Source organism: Paractinoplanes ferrugineus, from assembly GCF_016862195.1.
Classification (GTDB): domain Bacteria; phylum Actinomycetota; class Actinomycetes; order Mycobacteriales; family Micromonosporaceae; genus Actinoplanes; species Actinoplanes ferrugineus.
Genome location: NZ_BOMM01000056.1, coordinates 105,231 through 120,607, shown reverse-complemented (window position 1 = coordinate 120,607; position 15,377 = coordinate 105,231). Strand labels below are relative to the sequence as shown.

General features: G+C 71.2%; 13 protein-coding genes. 7 read left to right on the top strand and 6 right to left on the bottom strand.

Features of this window, described 5'->3' with window-relative positions; translation table 11 throughout:
- Positions 1-26 precede the first annotated feature (26 nt).
- Positions 27-755, top strand: coding sequence for a TetR/AcrR family transcriptional regulator (locus Afe05nite_RS31975; protein WP_239118335.1), 729 nt, complete (start codon positions 27-29; stop codon positions 753-755).
- Positions 752-1,603: a pyridoxal kinase PdxY gene (gene pdxY / locus Afe05nite_RS31970; protein ID WP_203820984.1), complete on the top strand. Its 852-nt coding sequence runs from the start codon at positions 752-754 to the stop codon at positions 1,601-1,603. Before Afe05nite_RS31975 ends, pdxY begins: the two co-directional genes overlap by 4 nt.
- On the opposite strand, the gene Afe05nite_RS31965 is transcribed toward pdxY, so the two are convergent.
- Positions 1,581-2,252: a DUF998 domain-containing protein gene (locus tag Afe05nite_RS31965; protein WP_203820983.1), complete on the bottom strand. Its 672-nt coding sequence runs from the start codon at positions 2,250-2,252 to the stop codon at positions 1,581-1,583. The two genes, pdxY and Afe05nite_RS31965, sit on opposite strands and share 23 nt — an antisense overlap.
- 62 nt (positions 2,253-2,314) lie before the next feature.
- Between Afe05nite_RS31965 and Afe05nite_RS31960 the strand changes: the two genes are divergently transcribed.
- Both Afe05nite_RS31960 and Afe05nite_RS31955 read left to right on the top strand, forming a co-directional pair.
- Positions 2,315-3,169 carry an SDR family NAD(P)-dependent oxidoreductase gene (locus Afe05nite_RS31960; protein ID WP_239118334.1) on the top strand — a complete coding sequence of 285 codons (855 nt, stop codon included), beginning with the start codon at positions 2,315-2,317 and terminating at the stop codon, positions 3,167-3,169.
- Positions 3,170-4,696: 1,527 nt separating this feature from the next.
- Positions 4,697-5,086 (top strand): PPOX class F420-dependent oxidoreductase, encoded by a 390-nt coding sequence (locus tag Afe05nite_RS31955; RefSeq protein WP_203820982.1) that lies wholly within the window; start codon positions 4,697-4,699, stop codon positions 5,084-5,086.
- On the opposite strand, the gene Afe05nite_RS31950 is transcribed toward Afe05nite_RS31955, so the two are convergent.
- The 4 genes from Afe05nite_RS31950 to Afe05nite_RS31935 form a co-directional block, all read right to left on the bottom strand.
- Entirely contained in the window at positions 5,083-6,366 is a 1,284-nt protein-coding gene (locus tag Afe05nite_RS31950; protein WP_203820981.1) for an HEXXH motif domain-containing protein, read from the bottom strand. The two genes, Afe05nite_RS31955 and Afe05nite_RS31950, sit on opposite strands and share 4 nt — an antisense overlap.
- Positions 6,363-7,553, bottom strand: coding sequence for an FxsB family cyclophane-forming radical SAM/SPASM peptide maturase (locus tag Afe05nite_RS31945; protein WP_239118333.1), 1,191 nt, complete (start codon positions 7,551-7,553; stop codon positions 6,363-6,365). The genes Afe05nite_RS31950 and Afe05nite_RS31945 overlap by 4 nt, the downstream gene beginning before the upstream one ends.
- 6 nt (positions 7,554-7,559) lie before the next feature.
- Positions 7,560-7,751 carry an FxSxx-COOH cyclophane-containing RiPP peptide gene (gene fxsA / locus Afe05nite_RS31940; protein WP_203820980.1) on the bottom strand — a complete coding sequence of 64 codons (192 nt, stop codon included), beginning with the start codon at positions 7,749-7,751 and terminating at the stop codon, positions 7,560-7,562.
- A gap of 156 nt (positions 7,752-7,907) precedes the next feature.
- Positions 7,908-10,529, bottom strand: coding sequence for a tetratricopeptide repeat protein (locus Afe05nite_RS31935; protein WP_203820979.1), 2,622 nt, complete (start codon positions 10,527-10,529; stop codon positions 7,908-7,910).
- 192 nt (positions 10,530-10,721) lie between these two features.
- On the opposite strand from Afe05nite_RS31935, the gene Afe05nite_RS31930 reads away from it, so the two are divergent.
- Positions 10,722-10,883, top strand: a complete 162-nt coding sequence (locus Afe05nite_RS31930; protein ID WP_203820978.1) for a hypothetical protein — start codon at positions 10,722-10,724, stop codon at positions 10,881-10,883.
- Here the strand turns inward: Afe05nite_RS31930 and Afe05nite_RS31925 are convergent.
- The gene (locus Afe05nite_RS31925) at positions 10,880-12,331 is read right to left on the bottom strand and encodes a helix-turn-helix domain-containing protein (RefSeq protein ID WP_203820977.1); all 1,452 of its coding nucleotides are present in this window, start codon (positions 12,329-12,331) and stop codon (positions 10,880-10,882) included. The two genes, Afe05nite_RS31930 and Afe05nite_RS31925, sit on opposite strands and share 4 nt — an antisense overlap.
- 129 nt (positions 12,332-12,460) lie before the next feature.
- Between Afe05nite_RS31925 and aceA the strand changes: the two genes are divergently transcribed.
- The gene (gene aceA, locus Afe05nite_RS31920) at positions 12,461-13,744 is read left to right on the top strand and encodes an isocitrate lyase (protein ID WP_203820976.1); all 1,284 of its coding nucleotides are present in this window, start codon (positions 12,461-12,463) and stop codon (positions 13,742-13,744) included.
- The gene (gene aceB, locus Afe05nite_RS31915) at positions 13,744-15,366 is read left to right on the top strand and encodes a malate synthase A (RefSeq protein ID WP_203820975.1); all 1,623 of its coding nucleotides are present in this window, start codon (positions 13,744-13,746) and stop codon (positions 15,364-15,366) included. The genes aceA and aceB overlap by 1 nt, the downstream gene beginning before the upstream one ends.
- The last annotated feature ends 11 nt before the right edge of the window (positions 15,367-15,377 follow it).

The window sequence follows — 15,377 nt, the reverse complement described above, 5'->3', positions numbered from 1 at the left end:
ACCCCCGATAACGTACGCTGTACCTCATGGATACGCCGTACGGTAACGTACCGCTGCCCGTCTGGGAACGGCCCGAGCCGCAACCGCGCGCGGCGCCGGTGCCACTGAGCCGGTCGAAGATCGCCGCCACCGCGATCGCCGTCGCCGACGAGCACGGCCTCGACGGGTTGTCGGTCCGCAAGATCGCCAAGGAGCTCGGCGTCGGCCCGATGCGCCTCTACGACTACGTGACCAACCGATCCGAGCTGCTCGACCTGATGGTCGACGTGATCTACGCCCGGATCGCCGAGGCCGTCCCGCAGGCCGACTGGCGGACCACCCTGTTCGCCGTCGTGCGCCGGACCCGCGAGGTCGCCCTCGACCACGAGTGGTTCGCCGACCTGCTCGGCGCCCGCCCCCACCTCGGCCCGCACGCGCTGGCCGTGGGCGAGGCGACCGCGGCGGCGCTGAGTCAGGCCCCCGGCATAACCAGCCTGGACGACCTCCAGCGAGCCTCGGGCGCCCTCAGCGCGTTCCTCGCCGGAGCCCTCCGCCGGGAGATCACCGAACGCCGCACCGCCCGGTCCACCGGCACCGACGTGGCCGCCTGGCAGGCCGGTCACGGCCCCTACCTCCGGCGCATGCTCGACACCGGCCGCTATCCCACGATCGCCCGCCTGGTCGTCGACGGCGCCCACCTCGACCCCGAGGAGACCTTCGACCACAACCTGACCACCGTCCTGGACGGCCTCACCGGCTCTAGGCTTGAGCCATGAAGGTTCTGTCCATCCAGTCGGCGGTCGCCCACGGGCACGTCGGCAACTCCGCGGCCGTGTTCCCGTTGCAGCGCATCGGGGTCGAGGTCGTGCCGGTCCCCACAGTGAACTTCTCCAACCACACCGGCTACGGTGCCTGGCGCGGTCCGCTCATCCCGCCGTCCGACGTGGCCGAGATCATCCTCGGCGTCGAGGAGCGCGGCGTGTTCCCGCAGATCGACGCCGTGCTGTCGGGCTACCAGGGCTCGGTCGGCATCGGCGACGTGATCGTCGACGCCGTGCGCCGGGTGAAAGCCGCCAACCCCGCGGCCGTCTATGCGTGCGACCCGGTGATGGGGAACGCCAAATCGGGTTGCTTCGTCGCCCCCGAGATCCCCGACCTGCTGCGGGACCGGGTCGTGCCGGTCGCCGACATCATCACCCCCAACCAGTTCGAGCTGGGTTTCCTCACCGGCACCGAACCGGCGAGCATCGAGTCGACACTGGCCTCGGCCGACCTCGCCCGGGCCAAGGGCCCGTCGACCATGCTGGTCACCAGCGTCGAGCGACCCGACCGCGAGGAGGGCACCATCGAGATGCTCGCGGTCGACGACACCGGCGCCTGGCTGGTGAGCACCCCGCACCTGCCGTTCAAGGCGAACGGGTCGGGTGACGTCACGGCCGCCCTGTTCACCGCCCACTATGTGGCGAGCAGGAGCGCCGGGGCGGCGCTGGAGCGTACGGCGTCGAGCGTCTTCGACCTGATCGAGATGACCTATCGTTCCGGCGAGCGTGAGCTCCAGCTGGTGCCGGCCCAGGAGTTCTTCGCCACCCCGCGCATGCAGTTCAGCGCGCAGCGGGTGCGCTGAGCAAACCCGTCCCGACCAGCCAGCACACCGCCACCAGGAGCAGCGCCCGCTCGAGCAGAGCACCCACCGTGCCGCGCCCGACGAACAGCATCGTCAGCGCCATGGCCGCCGCCAGCGGCAGCGTGAGCACCAGAGCGACCCCCGCCAGCCGCCGCACCGCCTTCCTCACCCCGGCGTCACCAACCGGCGGCGCTCCCGCTGCGGCCCCGGCTTTGGCCCCCGCTGTGGTGGCCTGCGGGGCGGCCGGGCGGGCGGCGGTCCACCAGGTCACGGCCATGGCGGCGGCCAGCACGGCCATGCCGAGGATGCTGGCGGCGGTGTGCACGAGGTCGGCGGTCGTCGTCGGCTCGAACGGCGGCAACGGACATCCCGCGCTGCACGGCACCACGCTCGACGTGCCCGCCAGCCCGGCCGCGACCAGCAGGAGCAGCGCGGCGTGGCGCCGGGCCCGGCCGAGCAGCGCCACCCCGAGCGCGAGCAGACCAAGACCAAGGCGATAACTGACGGCGTACGGCTGACCGGCCGTCCCCGCCTCGCTCACGTAGCCCTGCCACCACCGTCCCGGCCCGGCGACGAGCGTGAACAGCATGACACCGGCGCCCCCGGTGACCGTGACGGCGGCGGCCACGGCAAGCCGGTTCCGGATCATTCCGTCATCATGATCGGTGCCCGCCTCCGGCGTACCCGTGGGGTGATGATCGAATGGTCCGCATGCGCCGAACTGTGGTGGTGACGGGCGCGAGCTCGGGAATCGGGCTGGCCGCGGCGGTCGCACTGGCCCGCGCCGGTGACGACGTCGTGCTGCTCGGCCGGGACCCGGCGCGGCTGGCGGACGCCGTTTCGCGGGTCCGGGACGCCGGTGGGCGGACCCCGACGTCCTACCGCGCCGACTTCGCCGAGCTGGACCAGGTGCGCGCGACGGGCGCGGCCATCGCCGCCGACCACGAGCGCATCCACGTGCTGGCGAACAACGCGGGCCTGCTGACCTCGGTGCGCCATCCCACCACCGACGGTCACGACGCCACCCTGCAGATCAACCACCTGGCCGGCTTCCTGCTGGCCCACCTGCTGCTGGACCGCCTGCGTGCCGCCGCCACCCCGGAGACCCCGGCTCGCGTCGTGACGACGTCCTCCATCGCCGAGTCCTGGGGCACGCTCGACGTCGACCACCCCGGTCGCCGCCAGCGCAGCCGCTGGCTGGCCTACGGTGCCAGCAAGCAGGCCAACATCCTGATGACGGTCGAGGCCGCCCGCCGCTGGACCGCCTCCGGCGTCGTGGCCACGTGCTATTTCCCCGGCCTGATCCGCAGCGGTTTCGGCAGGCAGAGCCCAGCTTTCAGCGTCGCAAGCCTGGCGCCGGGCCTGTTCCGCTCCACCGAGCAGGGCGCCGACACCCTGGTCTGGCTGGCCACCGCGCCCGAGGCCCTGATCCCGGGCGGCTACTTCGCTTGGCGCGCCCCGTTCAAGGCGACTCCGCGCTCGACAAGCAAAGCTCGCGCCGAACGCCTGTGGAACTCAAGCCTGAGCGCGGTCGGCTTGACCCCCACCCAGCCCCCCGGCTCGTAGGCCGCCGGCCCGAGCCCGGTCCGCCCCCTGCCACCCGCTCACGCCCCCGCTTGGCAAACCTTGTCCGATATGCGCCGGTAAAAACTCCGTGCTCGCCTCCTTCCCCGGCTCCCCGCGGCTACCGGGCTGCCAGTCCGCGGTTCCAGCCGGACCCGAACCGTCGCCCCCGCCGCACTGCGACAACCCGAATCGGATAGCGCGGCCCGTCTCGAAAAGAGCGCGGACCAGCAATTGTTGTTTCTCGCCGCCACCATCCCGTTGAACGCGGCAGTCGATAACGCCCCGCCCATCAAATCGCAACTGACATTTATTCTTCCGGCACCCAATTCCGAGCATTCTCGGACTTGATCGACCGGCCGTTTCCAGCGGCGACCGGTTGGTGGTTGCGGGGCGTAGCCACGCCGGTGCCGCAGACCGGCCGAGCCTCGAGGGTGGCGATCGAGCGCTGCCCCTGGGATGGCATCGGGCGGTCGATGGCGCTCGTGCCACGCAGCCGATCCACGCCGGCCACCCACCGCGGCCCTGGCGCGTGATTCCGGTCCCCGGCGCGAGCCCGGACCGACGTGCGGATCGCGCCGCGGCCGGCCGCCCGGATCGACGTGCGGGCTCGGCGCGGCTTGCGGCCTCCGGTGTATGCGCGTGTTCGTCCGCGGACGCGGGTGCGGCCTGGCGCGTGGATCTGGTTGTGGGGGTGGCCGGGCGTGGGGGTGCGGGCTGGCGCGTGGACCCGGCTGCGGGCGCGGTCGGGCCTGCGGGATCGGGCTGGGGCATGAACCCGGCTGCGGGAGTGGCCCGGCCTGAGGATGTGGGCCGATGCGTGGATTCGGCTGTGGGGTCGGGCCGATGAGCGGGGTCCGCTGCCGGTGCGGGCTCGGGCCGACGCTCGACTGTTGGAGCGGGATGGGCTCCGGGGGTGCGGTCGGGTCGGGGCGCCGGGTCGACGTGGCCCGCGTCCGGCGGCGAGCCAACGTCACCCGGGCGGCTTGCGGCCGTCGGGGCATTGCCGATCGATGGCGGCGATGACGGGCGCTGCGTCAGGGTTGCCTCGGCGGGCCGGATCAGGGGCGGGAGTGCGTCGGCCGGATCGGGTAAACCCAGTTCGCCGCACTGCTGTGAGCAACCGTGGGCGCGGCACAGTTTTTCGCCGTGGCGCCGAGCGAGTCCCCATCGCCGCCGGAGTGCCTGGGCGCGGCGGAATTCGTCCATTTCCGGCGACCAATTGCGCGCTTTCGAGCGATCCCGCATGGCGAGTGTCGCCGGCCGGGAGAATAGTGAAAGCTGCTGGTGCCGCATGCGAATATTATCGCCCACCAGGAATGGGCCAAGCCAATATTCGATCAGGCCGATCCGCGGATTGGAGAGGGGCGGTGGGAGAGATGTTCCGGGCCCGATTCGCCGGATCTCGGCTCGGCGGAGGCGATGCGGTGAATGGCGGTGCGGTGAATGGCGGTGCGGGTCGGTGCGCTGAGTGAGCCCGGAAAGAGACGGAGGGGTTGAGGGGTGGGTCGAGCGGGCATTTGCCGGGATATGAGCGACCTGGCCGAGGAGAAGTTCGTATCGCTGACCACCTATCGGCGTACCGGTGTGCCGGTTGCGGTGCCGGTCTGGATTGCTCGGGACGGGGACGAGTGGGTGGTGACCACGCCGGCCGACACGGGGAAGGTGCGCCGGCTCCGGCACGATCCGCGGGTGGAGATGCGGCCCAGCAGCCGTTTCGGGCGGGTCGAACCGGATGCCGAAGTGGTGGGAGGCACCGCTCGGGTGATCGAGGACCCGGCCACCTGTCGGCGGATGGCGGATCCGATTCGGCGCAAATATGGCGTTCAGTATCGGGTCATGCTGTTTCTTGAGAAGTTGTTCTCCCGCAAGAGCCGGGACCGCGTGATTCTGCGGATCACCCCCGGCGCGGCCGGCTAGATGAGCTGGCGGCGGCGCTGCTGCCAGGCGGTGTAGGTGTCGGCAAGTTTGCGGCGGGCGTCCTCGTCGGCCTGCGGCGGCAGCGGCTCGGCGAGCAGGCGGTCGGTTGTTTCCCGCAGGGCGGCGACGAAAGCTGTGCCGTCGGGGGTCAGAGCACCGGACTCCTCGACCGCGGTCAGGCCCCGGTCGGCTTGCAGGCGTGCTTCGGCGAAGCGGGCGGTGGCGACCTCGATCTCGGGACGCAGCGCACGCCAGGTGTCGGCCACGCCGACGAACGCATAGACGCCCTGCAGCAGGCCGGGCAACGGGCGCGGGTCCTCGCGCCACGGGGCGAAATAGTGCCGGTCGTCGGCGGGGTCGGTCAGCTGGGCCAGGTCGAGGAGCGCGCTCAGTTTCGAGTGCTGGAACTCGTGGACCAGGGTGACCGCGAAGTCGTGCGGGGTGCGCGGCAACGTCAGGCCGAAGACGCCGAACGCGTGCCGCAGGGTGGCGGCGCGGGCCGAGCGCGGGTCCGTCTGCACGAGCGGTACCAGGGTCTCCAGGCCGGTGGCCAGTTCGGCGGCGCGGGTCGGCAGATGGGTGGCGAGCAGTCGCCAGGCCTCGGTGAAGGACGTCTGCCAGCGGTCGAGCGCCTCGTCGGAGAGACGGTTCGCGGGTGGCGCGTGGTGGCCGTGCCGGTAGGGGTGCAGGTCGTCGAGGGTGAGCCGAATGGTCAGGCCGCCCGCCGCGGCAGCAAGTCCACGCACCGGCAGCCAGCCGCCGCCCGGAGAAAGAGCGGCGCTGGGGGAAAGAGCGGCGCCGGAGGAAGGGGTCGCAGCGGGGGAAGAGCGGGGGAAAACGGCGCGGGGCAGGGGCGTTGTGACCCGCAAGAAGGTTGCGGGGAGGGCTTCGAAGGCGCCCACGCCGGGCAGGACGGCGCGGCCGTCGTGGACTGGGACGTCCAGGGTGGCCGCAAGGCCGGCGGCGTCGGCGGCCACGAGCGCGATGGCGTTGAGGAAGAGTCTGTCGGCCTCGGCCAGCACGTTGTCGTCGGCGGCCCGTGCGGCGATGGCCGCCCAGCCGGCCACCAGGGGCGCGCCCAGGATGTCGCGGTAGTGGTCGGGCGCCGCGATCCGCACCCGTTCGAGCAGGTCGCGGGCGGGGTCGGTGAGCAGGAAGCGGATCAGCAGGAGGCGCTTGCTCAGCTGGGCCGCGCGCAGTTCCCGGATGGCCGCCACTCCGCCGGCGCCGGACGCGAGCCGTTCGAAGAGGCCGGGGGAGAGCTGGTGGACGGCGGTCATGACGGGCTCCGGAGGTGAGCGGGCAGGTCGGCGGTGACGCGGTCGTACACGTGGCGCAGGAAGACGCGCAGGTCGGCGCAGTAGACCGAGGGCGACCGGAAGCCGGCGCCGGGGCGATAGCGGTGGGCGTAGTGGCCGCCACCGCAGAACGCGACAGCCGGGCAGGTGAGACATTCGTCGGCGAGGGCGGCGCGGCCGATCTGCCGGGCCACGATGCCGGGGTGGTCGAGCACCGCGTCGAAGCCGGCGGTGAGCACGTCGGTTCCGGTGGAGCAGGCCCCCGGGTACGCCGTTTTCAACGCGTCCACCTGTTCGATCGCCCCGTCCGACTCGACCACGACGACGCCGGACGGGCTGAGTCCCAGTTGTTCCCCGCGCGCCGAGCCGCCGAGCATCAGCGCGATCGCGTCGTCGAAGAGCCGGATCCGCACCGGTGAGGAGTCGGCGTACCAGCGGTCGAACACCGTGATCAGCCAGTCGGCGTGACCGGTCGCCGGCGGCGTGGCCCAGTTGGCGTGCGGGAGAAGGAGATCGATGGCGGGCGGTTCGAACGCCATCAGCTGCTCGTAGCAGGCGATCGGGTCGGCTGCCACGTTGACGGTGCACAGCAGACCCCCGTACACCTGCCTGTTCTCTTGCCGGCGGAGCCGTCGCAGGGCGGCCGAGACGGCGCTGAAGCTGCCCCGCCCACCCGGAGTTCGCCGATGTCTGTCGTGCACGGCCTCGGTGCCGTCGACGCTGACGCCGACCGCGACGCCCACCGAGCGCAGCATCGCCAGCATCGGCTCGTCGAGGAGCACGCCGTTGGTCTGCATGCTGAAGTCGACCGGGCCGGGCACGGTCGCGCGTGCTCGGCCGACCAGCTCGGCGAGACGGTCGCGGCCGTAGAGGAGCGGCTCGCCCCCGTGCAGCACGATCCGCACCCGCCCCCGCGCGTGCTCGGCGATGCGCTCCAGGGTCGCGGTGAGCACCTCGTCGGACATCGTGCGGGGGCGGTCGCGCCAGCTCTGGTCGGCGTGCTCGTACATGTAGCAGTAGTCGCAGGCCAGGTTGCACCGCTGATGGATCTTCAGGACGAACTCGCGGAACGGCACGCGCGGATGGCCGCCGGCCCGGAGGGCGGCGACGTCCAATTGAGCGTACGGCCAGGGTGCCGCGCTCAGATGCGCCGCCGCGACCTCGTCCACGACGGTCTAGTCCTCGGGGAAAGCTGAGCCGAACGCGCTGAGCACGCCGTTGCGATCGTGCAGGCTGTCGAGCACCCGGCGCAGCGACCGGCCGAGAACGCTGTCGTCGTCCGGGCTCAACGGCTCGAGGGGGAGGCGGGACACGTCGACGAGGGGCGTCCAGCGCTCCCCGTCCGGGTAAGGGTCAGCGGCGATCATTATGGCCTCCGTCGCACCGAGCATGGCCTGAGCCTGTCGGAGGGCGTCAAAATTGTGCGGAATACGAATCGGGCGAAGCCCGACCAAACTAATCGGCGGTGAACCGCTTCCGTGCCGATTCGGACGTCAGCTGACAAGATTTGACAACAGTCGGTGTCAGCCTGACGGGAGCTCCACGTCGATCGGCACCCGCATCCCCGTGGAAAGCCGGGTGACCAGCGGATGATCGGCTCCGAACAGGCGGCGCAGGGTCGCGATGATCTCGTCGGGTCCCGGGGTGCCCGGCGTGTCGTCGGCGGCGGCCACGACGAGCGTGTCGGGGTGCTCGGCACCGAAGACCGCCCTCGCCCGCGCAAACGACGGAGCCTCGTTGACCTCGGCCGCCACCGTGAAGGGGTGGTCCGGGCCGAGCCGGTCGGCGAGAACACCGTACGCCTCGTCGAACTCCGTCGTTGACTCTCCGCTCGCGAGAGTGGCCGCCGCCCGGTTGATCCGCGCCACCTGGACCAGTGGGTTGTCGGCGCCCATCGCCCTGGCATAACCCGTCACGGCGAGCGTGCAGTAGTGCAACGCGGTCTCGAACTGGCCCAGCTCGCGCAGCGCGTTGCCGAAGCTCATGCCGGCGGCCAGGGTCAGCTCGCGGTCGGGGCCGAGCCGGCTGACGCACTCCTGGTAGCACAGGCCGAGCTGCTCGGCGGCGTGGCCGAGCCGGCCGAGCCGCCGCGCCACGATCCCGGCCGTGCGACGCGCCCGCAGCAGTTGGCGCCCCGGTTCGAGGCCGAGCAGCGGACGCACCAACTCCTCGGCCTCCCGGTAGCGGCCCAGCGCGCAGAGGTCCTCGGCCAGCGAGTTCGCCCAGCGCACCTGGCGCGGGTCGGCGAGCTCGCGCAGGCGGTCGAGATCGAGCTTGTCGGCCGCCGCGGCGTCGGCATAGCGACCGTGGAAGCGGCGACTGACCGAGAGGTTGTAACGGCTCGCCACCGTACGCAGATCGTGCTCGCCGTATTTGGCGGTGTGCCGCCGCATGGTCTGCTCGTCGAGGTCGTGGGCCCGTTCGAACTCGCCGGCGATCCGCAGGTCGTGGCCCCAGCTGCGGGCCAGGTCGAGCGCCAGGTCGGCGTCGGTGTCGGCGCTGACGTCGGCCATCGTCTCGGTGGTGAGCCGGTAGGCGTCGAGATAGCGGCCGTCGGCCCGCAGCGTCCCGGCCAGATCGCGTTTGATCTGCAGCACCAGCTCGTCGGTCGGGGCCAGGGCGTCCTGCCCGGCGAGCGCCGCCCGCGCCTCCTGCCCGAGCAGCCGGGCCGCCCGCAGGTCACCGGTGAGGAACAGGAACCGCACCTGGTGGTGGATGGTGCGGTAGGCGGTGGGGCGGTGGGTGTCGACGAGCGCGGCCGGCCGGATGTGCGGCGCGATCGCGCGGTGCTCGGCCCGCTTGTCCGGGTCGTCCGGGTGACCGGGGTCGCAGCCGACCAGGATCTGCACCACGTCGTGCCGGTTGACCTCGCCGTCCGCGTCGGGCAGCAGCTCGCGCAGGACCAGCCGGATGATCGCCGGGATCTCGATCCACTCGTTGTCGGGATGCCGGCGGCCGAGACCGGATCCGGCCAGGATGCGCATCGCCTGGCCGAGACCGGCCTGGTCGCGCAGCAGCCGGTGGACGCCGGCCGAGACGTCCCAGTTGACGTCGGCGCGCAGCATCCACCGCCAGACCGGGCTGGGCCCGAAGCCGAGCAGGAGGGTGAGCAGGCGGATCAGGACGGGATCGCCGGCGAGCGAGTCGTGCACGCGCCGGACCTCGCGCGCGACCTCGCCGTCCAGCAGCTCGCCCGCCCGGCCCGCCTCGGCCAGGCCGGCCGGGGACCGGCCGTACCGACCGGCGAGGCGGGCCATCTCCGCCCGCGTCATCCGCGGATCGAGCTTGCGCAGCAGCTGGGCGGACTCGCTCGGGTCGAGGTCGGGGATCTCCAGCTCGGCGTGCGGACTGTCCCGTGCCCAGCCACCGTTGCGGGTGGTCGCGATGACGTTGCCGCCGCGGGTGTTGAGCAGCTTACGGACGTCGCCGCTGACCACCCCGTCGAAGATCAGCAGGTACGGGCCGGCCTGGTGGAGGTCGACGCCGAGCCGGCCGGCCAGGTCCCGCAGCGACTCGCCGGCCTGGTCGGCGTTCACGGCCGGCACCCACCACGTCACCGCGTACCGGTCGCGGTGCAGGCGGGCGTACTCGGCGGCGAGCTGGGTCTTGCCGGAGCCGATCGGGCCGAACAGCACGAGCGGCTTCTCCGGCTCCTCGGTCAGCTGCCGCGCCATCGTGTCCAGCAGCTGCTCGCGGCCGGTGAACAGGGCGGCCCGCGGGGGCAGTTCACCGTGGATCCGGGGGGCGACCACCGGCGCCCGGAGGGCAACGACCTCGGCCGCGGCGACGGGTGCGGCGCGGGGCGGTTCGACGGCGGGGCGCGGGGGTGTCTGCGGTGACTCGAAACGACGCCACAGAAGGTTGAAGCGGACCAGTTCCTCGCTGACGTCGACCTTGTGCACCGAGGTACGGCACAGCGCCACGATGATCGACTGGAGGCGGGCCCAGCCGGGAACCTTGTCACCGCGCAGCAGGGCACTGATCGTCTCGTAGGACACCGATTCGAGCTTCTCGTCGTCGATGCGCTTGCTGATCACCCGGGTCGCCGGCTTGCCGGCCTGGCTGTAGAGGTCGTGAAGTCGCACGAGCAGGTCGCGGTGGGGTCCGTCCGGCACCTTGTCGGGGCCCGGCAGGGCGATGGACAATCCGCACGCTCCGAGTCGTTGCCGGGGCTTCAACCGCGCGACAAGGATCGCATGTGGCCGGTCCGGTGAACAACTGACCGATCTCGACAGATCCTGTCAGGCCCGGGACAACAGATGTCAGCGCGGCCCTGGTCAGCGCTTTTCTGCTCGTAGCGTGGTCGCAATGCCGCGACTGGACGAGGAGAGAAGGAAATGCCGGACCCCGTGATGATCGCAATAGCGTTGCTCGCCTGGCCGTTGACAAGATCTCTCGTATTCATGGGGGCGGCGCTGACCCACATGTGGTCACGCAGCCCGCACCGGCGCTCCGCGGCCGAGCGGATCATGCGGATCATCGGCACCGATTCGACCTAGGCGCGCCGGTCCAGGAATTCGTAGACGTCCTGGTTGTCGACGCCGGGAAAGGTGCCCGGAGGCAACGCGGCGAGGAGATGGGAATGGACCCGGGCGCTGGGCCAGGCGCTGCCGGCCCAGCGATGCACCAGGTCGGCCGGCGGCCGCCGGCAACAGTCCGGGTCGGGGCAGCGGGAGACGGTACGCCGGGTGGTGTCGCCGCCGCGGAACCAGCGAGCATGCTCGTACGGCGTGCCGACGGTCACCGAGAACTCGCCGGAACGGGTCGACTCGATGTGCACCGTGCACCAGTAGGTGCCGGCCGACGTGTCGGTGAACTGGTAGAACGACGAATAGGGGTCGTCGGCCTGGAAAATCGTCCGGGACGCCCACTTGCGGCAGATCGGCTGACCCTCGATGGCCCCGGTGACATCCGACGGGAATCGAACACCGTCATTCTCGTACGCCTTGTAGACGGTGCCGTTCTCGTGCACTCGGGTGAAGTGCACCGGAATGCCGAAATGGTGCGTCGCGAGGTTGGTGAACCGGTGTGCCGCGGTCTCGTAGGACACCCCGAACGCGTCCCGGAAATCGTCGATCGCCAGGGCCCGGTCGGCCTTGGCCTCGCGCAGGAAATCGGCGGCGAACTTCTCCGGCATGAGCAGCGCCGCCGCGAAATAGTTGGCCTCGACCCGCTGCCGCAGGAAATCGCCGTAGTCGCTGGGGTCGTTGTGCCCGAGCACGAAATGGCCGAGCGTCTGCAGGACCACCGCGCGCGGATCGTGGCCCTTGCCGCTGGCCACCTGGGGCAGGTAGATCCGCCGGTTCTTGAGGTCGGTCACCGAGCGCGTCGAGCCGGGCAGGTCGTTCACGTAGTGCAACGAGAAGCCCAGGGATGCCGCGATGTCGAGGATGCCGCGCTGCGACAGCGGCCCGGTCGTGTAGCGCACCGACTGCAACACCTTGACGGCGGCCGCCTCGATCTCGGGGAAGTAGTTGTCACGGTCGCGCATGTCGACCCGGAGCTGCGCGTTGGCCTTGCGCGCCACCTCGGGTGTCGCGCTCTGCTCGGCCAGGACCCGGCCGAGCTCGCGGTGCAGGCCGACCAGCGCCTCGAGCGCGTCCGTCGGCAGCCGGGGGCCACCGCGAACGACCGGCAGACCCAGGCTCGCGTACGCGGTTTCGCGCTGAAGGTGGGCCAGGTCGATCTCGAGTCCGGCCCGCCGGGAGGGGGCTTCCGGGCGGAGCAGATCCTGCAGCGGTACGCCCAGGGCGGCGGCGATGGCCTGCAGGACGGACAGCTTCGGTTCGCGCTTGCCGTTCTCGATCATGGAGAGCTGCGACGGGGCCCGGCCGACCGCCTCGCTCATCTGCTCGAGCGTCATGTTCTTCGATTTGCGCAGGTGGCGCAGGCGCTGGCCGAGGGTCACCAGATCCATCTCGGGGCCGGCGGAAGGTGAAGCGGTCACGGGTTTGACGCTAGCAGAAATTCGGCGTTTCTTCTGCTCACAAATGGCTGCCAAGGGGGTTGCGGGATACGCGACAGTCGAATTCTTCCACCGAGCACCACGGCGACAGGGCAGGAAAGGGATATTTCGATGACTGATCAGCTGACCCGGGGCGGTACCGCAGCGGACCTCACTCAGCAGTGGGCCGGCGATCCCCGTTGGATGGGCATCAAGCGCACGTACACCGCCGACGACGTGGTCAAGCTCCGGGGCAGCCTCCAGGAGCGGCACACTCTCGCCGAGCGGGGCGCGCAGCGGCTGTGGGAGCTGCTGCACAGCGAGGACTACGTCAACGCGCTCGGGGCGCTCACCGGTGGCCAGGCGGTCCAACAGGTGCGGGCCGGCCTCAAGGCCATCTACCTGTCCGGCTGGCAGGTCGCCGCGGACGCGAACCTGTCCGGCAACACCTACCCGGACCAGTCGCTCTACCCGGCCAACTCGGTCCCGGCGGTGGTCCGGCGGATCAACAACGCCCTGCTGCGCGCCGATCAGATCGACCACGCCGCGGGGAAGAAGGACCGCGACTGGTTCGCCCCGATCGTGGCCGACGCGGAAGCCGGCTTCGGCGGCCCGCTCAACGCGTTCGAGCTGATGAAGGCCATGATCACGGCGGGGGCGGCGGGCGTGCACTGGGAGGACCAGCTCGCCAGCGAGAAGAAGTGCGGCCACCTGGGCGGCAAGGTGCTCATCCCGACCCAGCAACACATCCGTACGCTCAACGCGGCCCGCCTCGCCGCCGACGTGGCCGGGGTGCCGTCGCTGGTCATCGCCCGTACCGACGCGCTGGCGGCGGACCTGCTCACCACCGATGTGGACGAGCGCGACAAGCCGTTCATCACCGGCGAGCGGACGGCCGAAGGCTTCTTCCGGGTGCGGCCCGGAGCCGAGTCGGCGATCGCCCGCGGGGTCGCGTACGCCGATTACGCCGATCTGCTGTGGGTCGAGACCGGCAAGCCGGACCTGGAGTTCGCTCGCAGTTTCGCCGAGGCGGTGCACGCCTCGCACCCGGACAAGATGCTCGCCTACAACTGCTCGCCGTCGTTCAACTGGAAGAAGAACCTCGACGACGCCGACATCGCCCGGTTCCAGAAGGAGCTCGGCGCGATGGGCTACAAGTTCCAGTTCGTCACCCTGGCCGGCTTCCACGCGCTCAACCACTCGATGTTCGAGCTGGCCCGCGGCTACGCCGAGACCGGCATGACGGCGTACGTGCAGCTGCAGGAGGCCGAGTTCGCGGCCGAGGCCGACGGTTACACCGCGACCAAGCACCAGGCCGAGGTCGGCACCGGCTACTTCGACGCCGTCTCGACCGCGCTCAACCCCGACAGCTCGACCACCGCGCTGGCGGGCTCGACCGAGACGGAGCAGTTCTGATGAACGAAGAGGTCACCATCACCGGTACGACCGAGGGCCGCTACGCCGAGATCCTGACCCCCGAGGCGATCGCCTTCGTGGTGGCGCTGGACCGCGAGTTCGGCGCCCGCCGGGTGCAGCTCCTGGAGCGGCGGCGCCGGCGGCGGACCACCCGCACCGACTCGCTCGACTTCCTGGCGGCCACCCGGCCGGTGCGTGACGATCCGGCGTGGCAGGTCGCCCCGCCCGCGCCCGACCTGCTCGACCGCCGGGTCGAGATCACCGGGCCGCCGGAACGCAAGATGACGGTCAACGCGCTCAACTCCGGGGCCCGGGTGTGGATGGCCGACTTCGAGGACGCCACCTCGCCCACCTGGGAGAACGTCGTGCTCGGCCAGGCCAACCTGCGCGCCGCGCTGGACGGGACCCTCGACTTCACCGACCCGTCCGGCAAGGAGTACCGGGTCAACGGCTGGACCCCGACGATCATGGTGCGGCCGCGGGGCTGGCACCTGCCCGAGGCACACGTGCGGATCGGCGGCCGGGCCGTCTCCGCCTCGCTGTTCGACTTCGGCCTGTACTTCTTCCACTGCGCCCAGCGCCAGCTCGACCGGGGGAGCGGCCCCTACTTCTACCTGCCCAAGCTGGAGTCGCACCTGGAGGCCCGCCTCTGGAACGAGGTCTTCCTGTTCGCCCAGGAACAGCTCGGGCTGCCGCGCGGCACCATCCGGGCCACGGTGCTGATCGAGACGATCACCGCGGCGTTCGAGATGGAGGAGATCCTGTACGAGCTGCGCGAACACTCGGCCGGCCTGAACGCGGGACGCTGGGACTACCTGTTCAGCATGATCAAGAACCGGCCCGACGTGGTCCTCCCGGAACGCTCCCAGATCACCATGACGGCACCGTTCATGCGGGCGTACACCGAACTGCTCGTCCGTACCTGTCATCGGCGCGGAGCGCACGCCATCGGCGGCATGGCCGCCGTCGTCCCCAGCCGGGATCCGGTGGCCGCCAAACGCGCGCTCAACCAGGTCCGCCAGGACAAGCGGCGCGAGGTCGGCGACGGTTTCGACGGCTCCTGGGTCGCGCACCCCGGCCTGGTCGACACCTGCCGGGACGTGTTCGACCAGTGGCTCGGCGACGAGCCGCACCAGATCGTCCGCAAGCGCGACGACGTCCGGGTGACGGCGGCCGACCTGCTCGACGTCAAGGCGGCCGGGGTCCAGGTGACCGAGGTGGCGCTGCGCACCAACGCGAGTGTCGCGCTCCGCTACATCGCCGCCTGGCTGGGCGGGCGCGGGGCGGTGGCCCTCGGCGGTCTGATGGAGGACGCCGCCACCGCCGAGATCTGCCGCGCGCAGCTCTGGCAGTGGATCCACCACGGCACCCCGACCGACTACGGCGTCCCGGTCTCGGCCGCCCTGGTCACCCGGATGCTGCGCGAGGAGCTCGACGTGCTGAGCGAGACCGGCGCCCTGGACGAGGAGCAGGCCTGCCTGTTCGGTCAGGCCCGCACCCTGCTCACGGTGCTGATGACCGAACGCACCTGCCCCGAGTTCCTGACCCTGCCGGCGTACCTGCGCCACATGTCCGGTGGCGCCGGCACCCCGGCCACCGAGCAGGCCACTGTCGCGGCCTGACCGGTGAACGG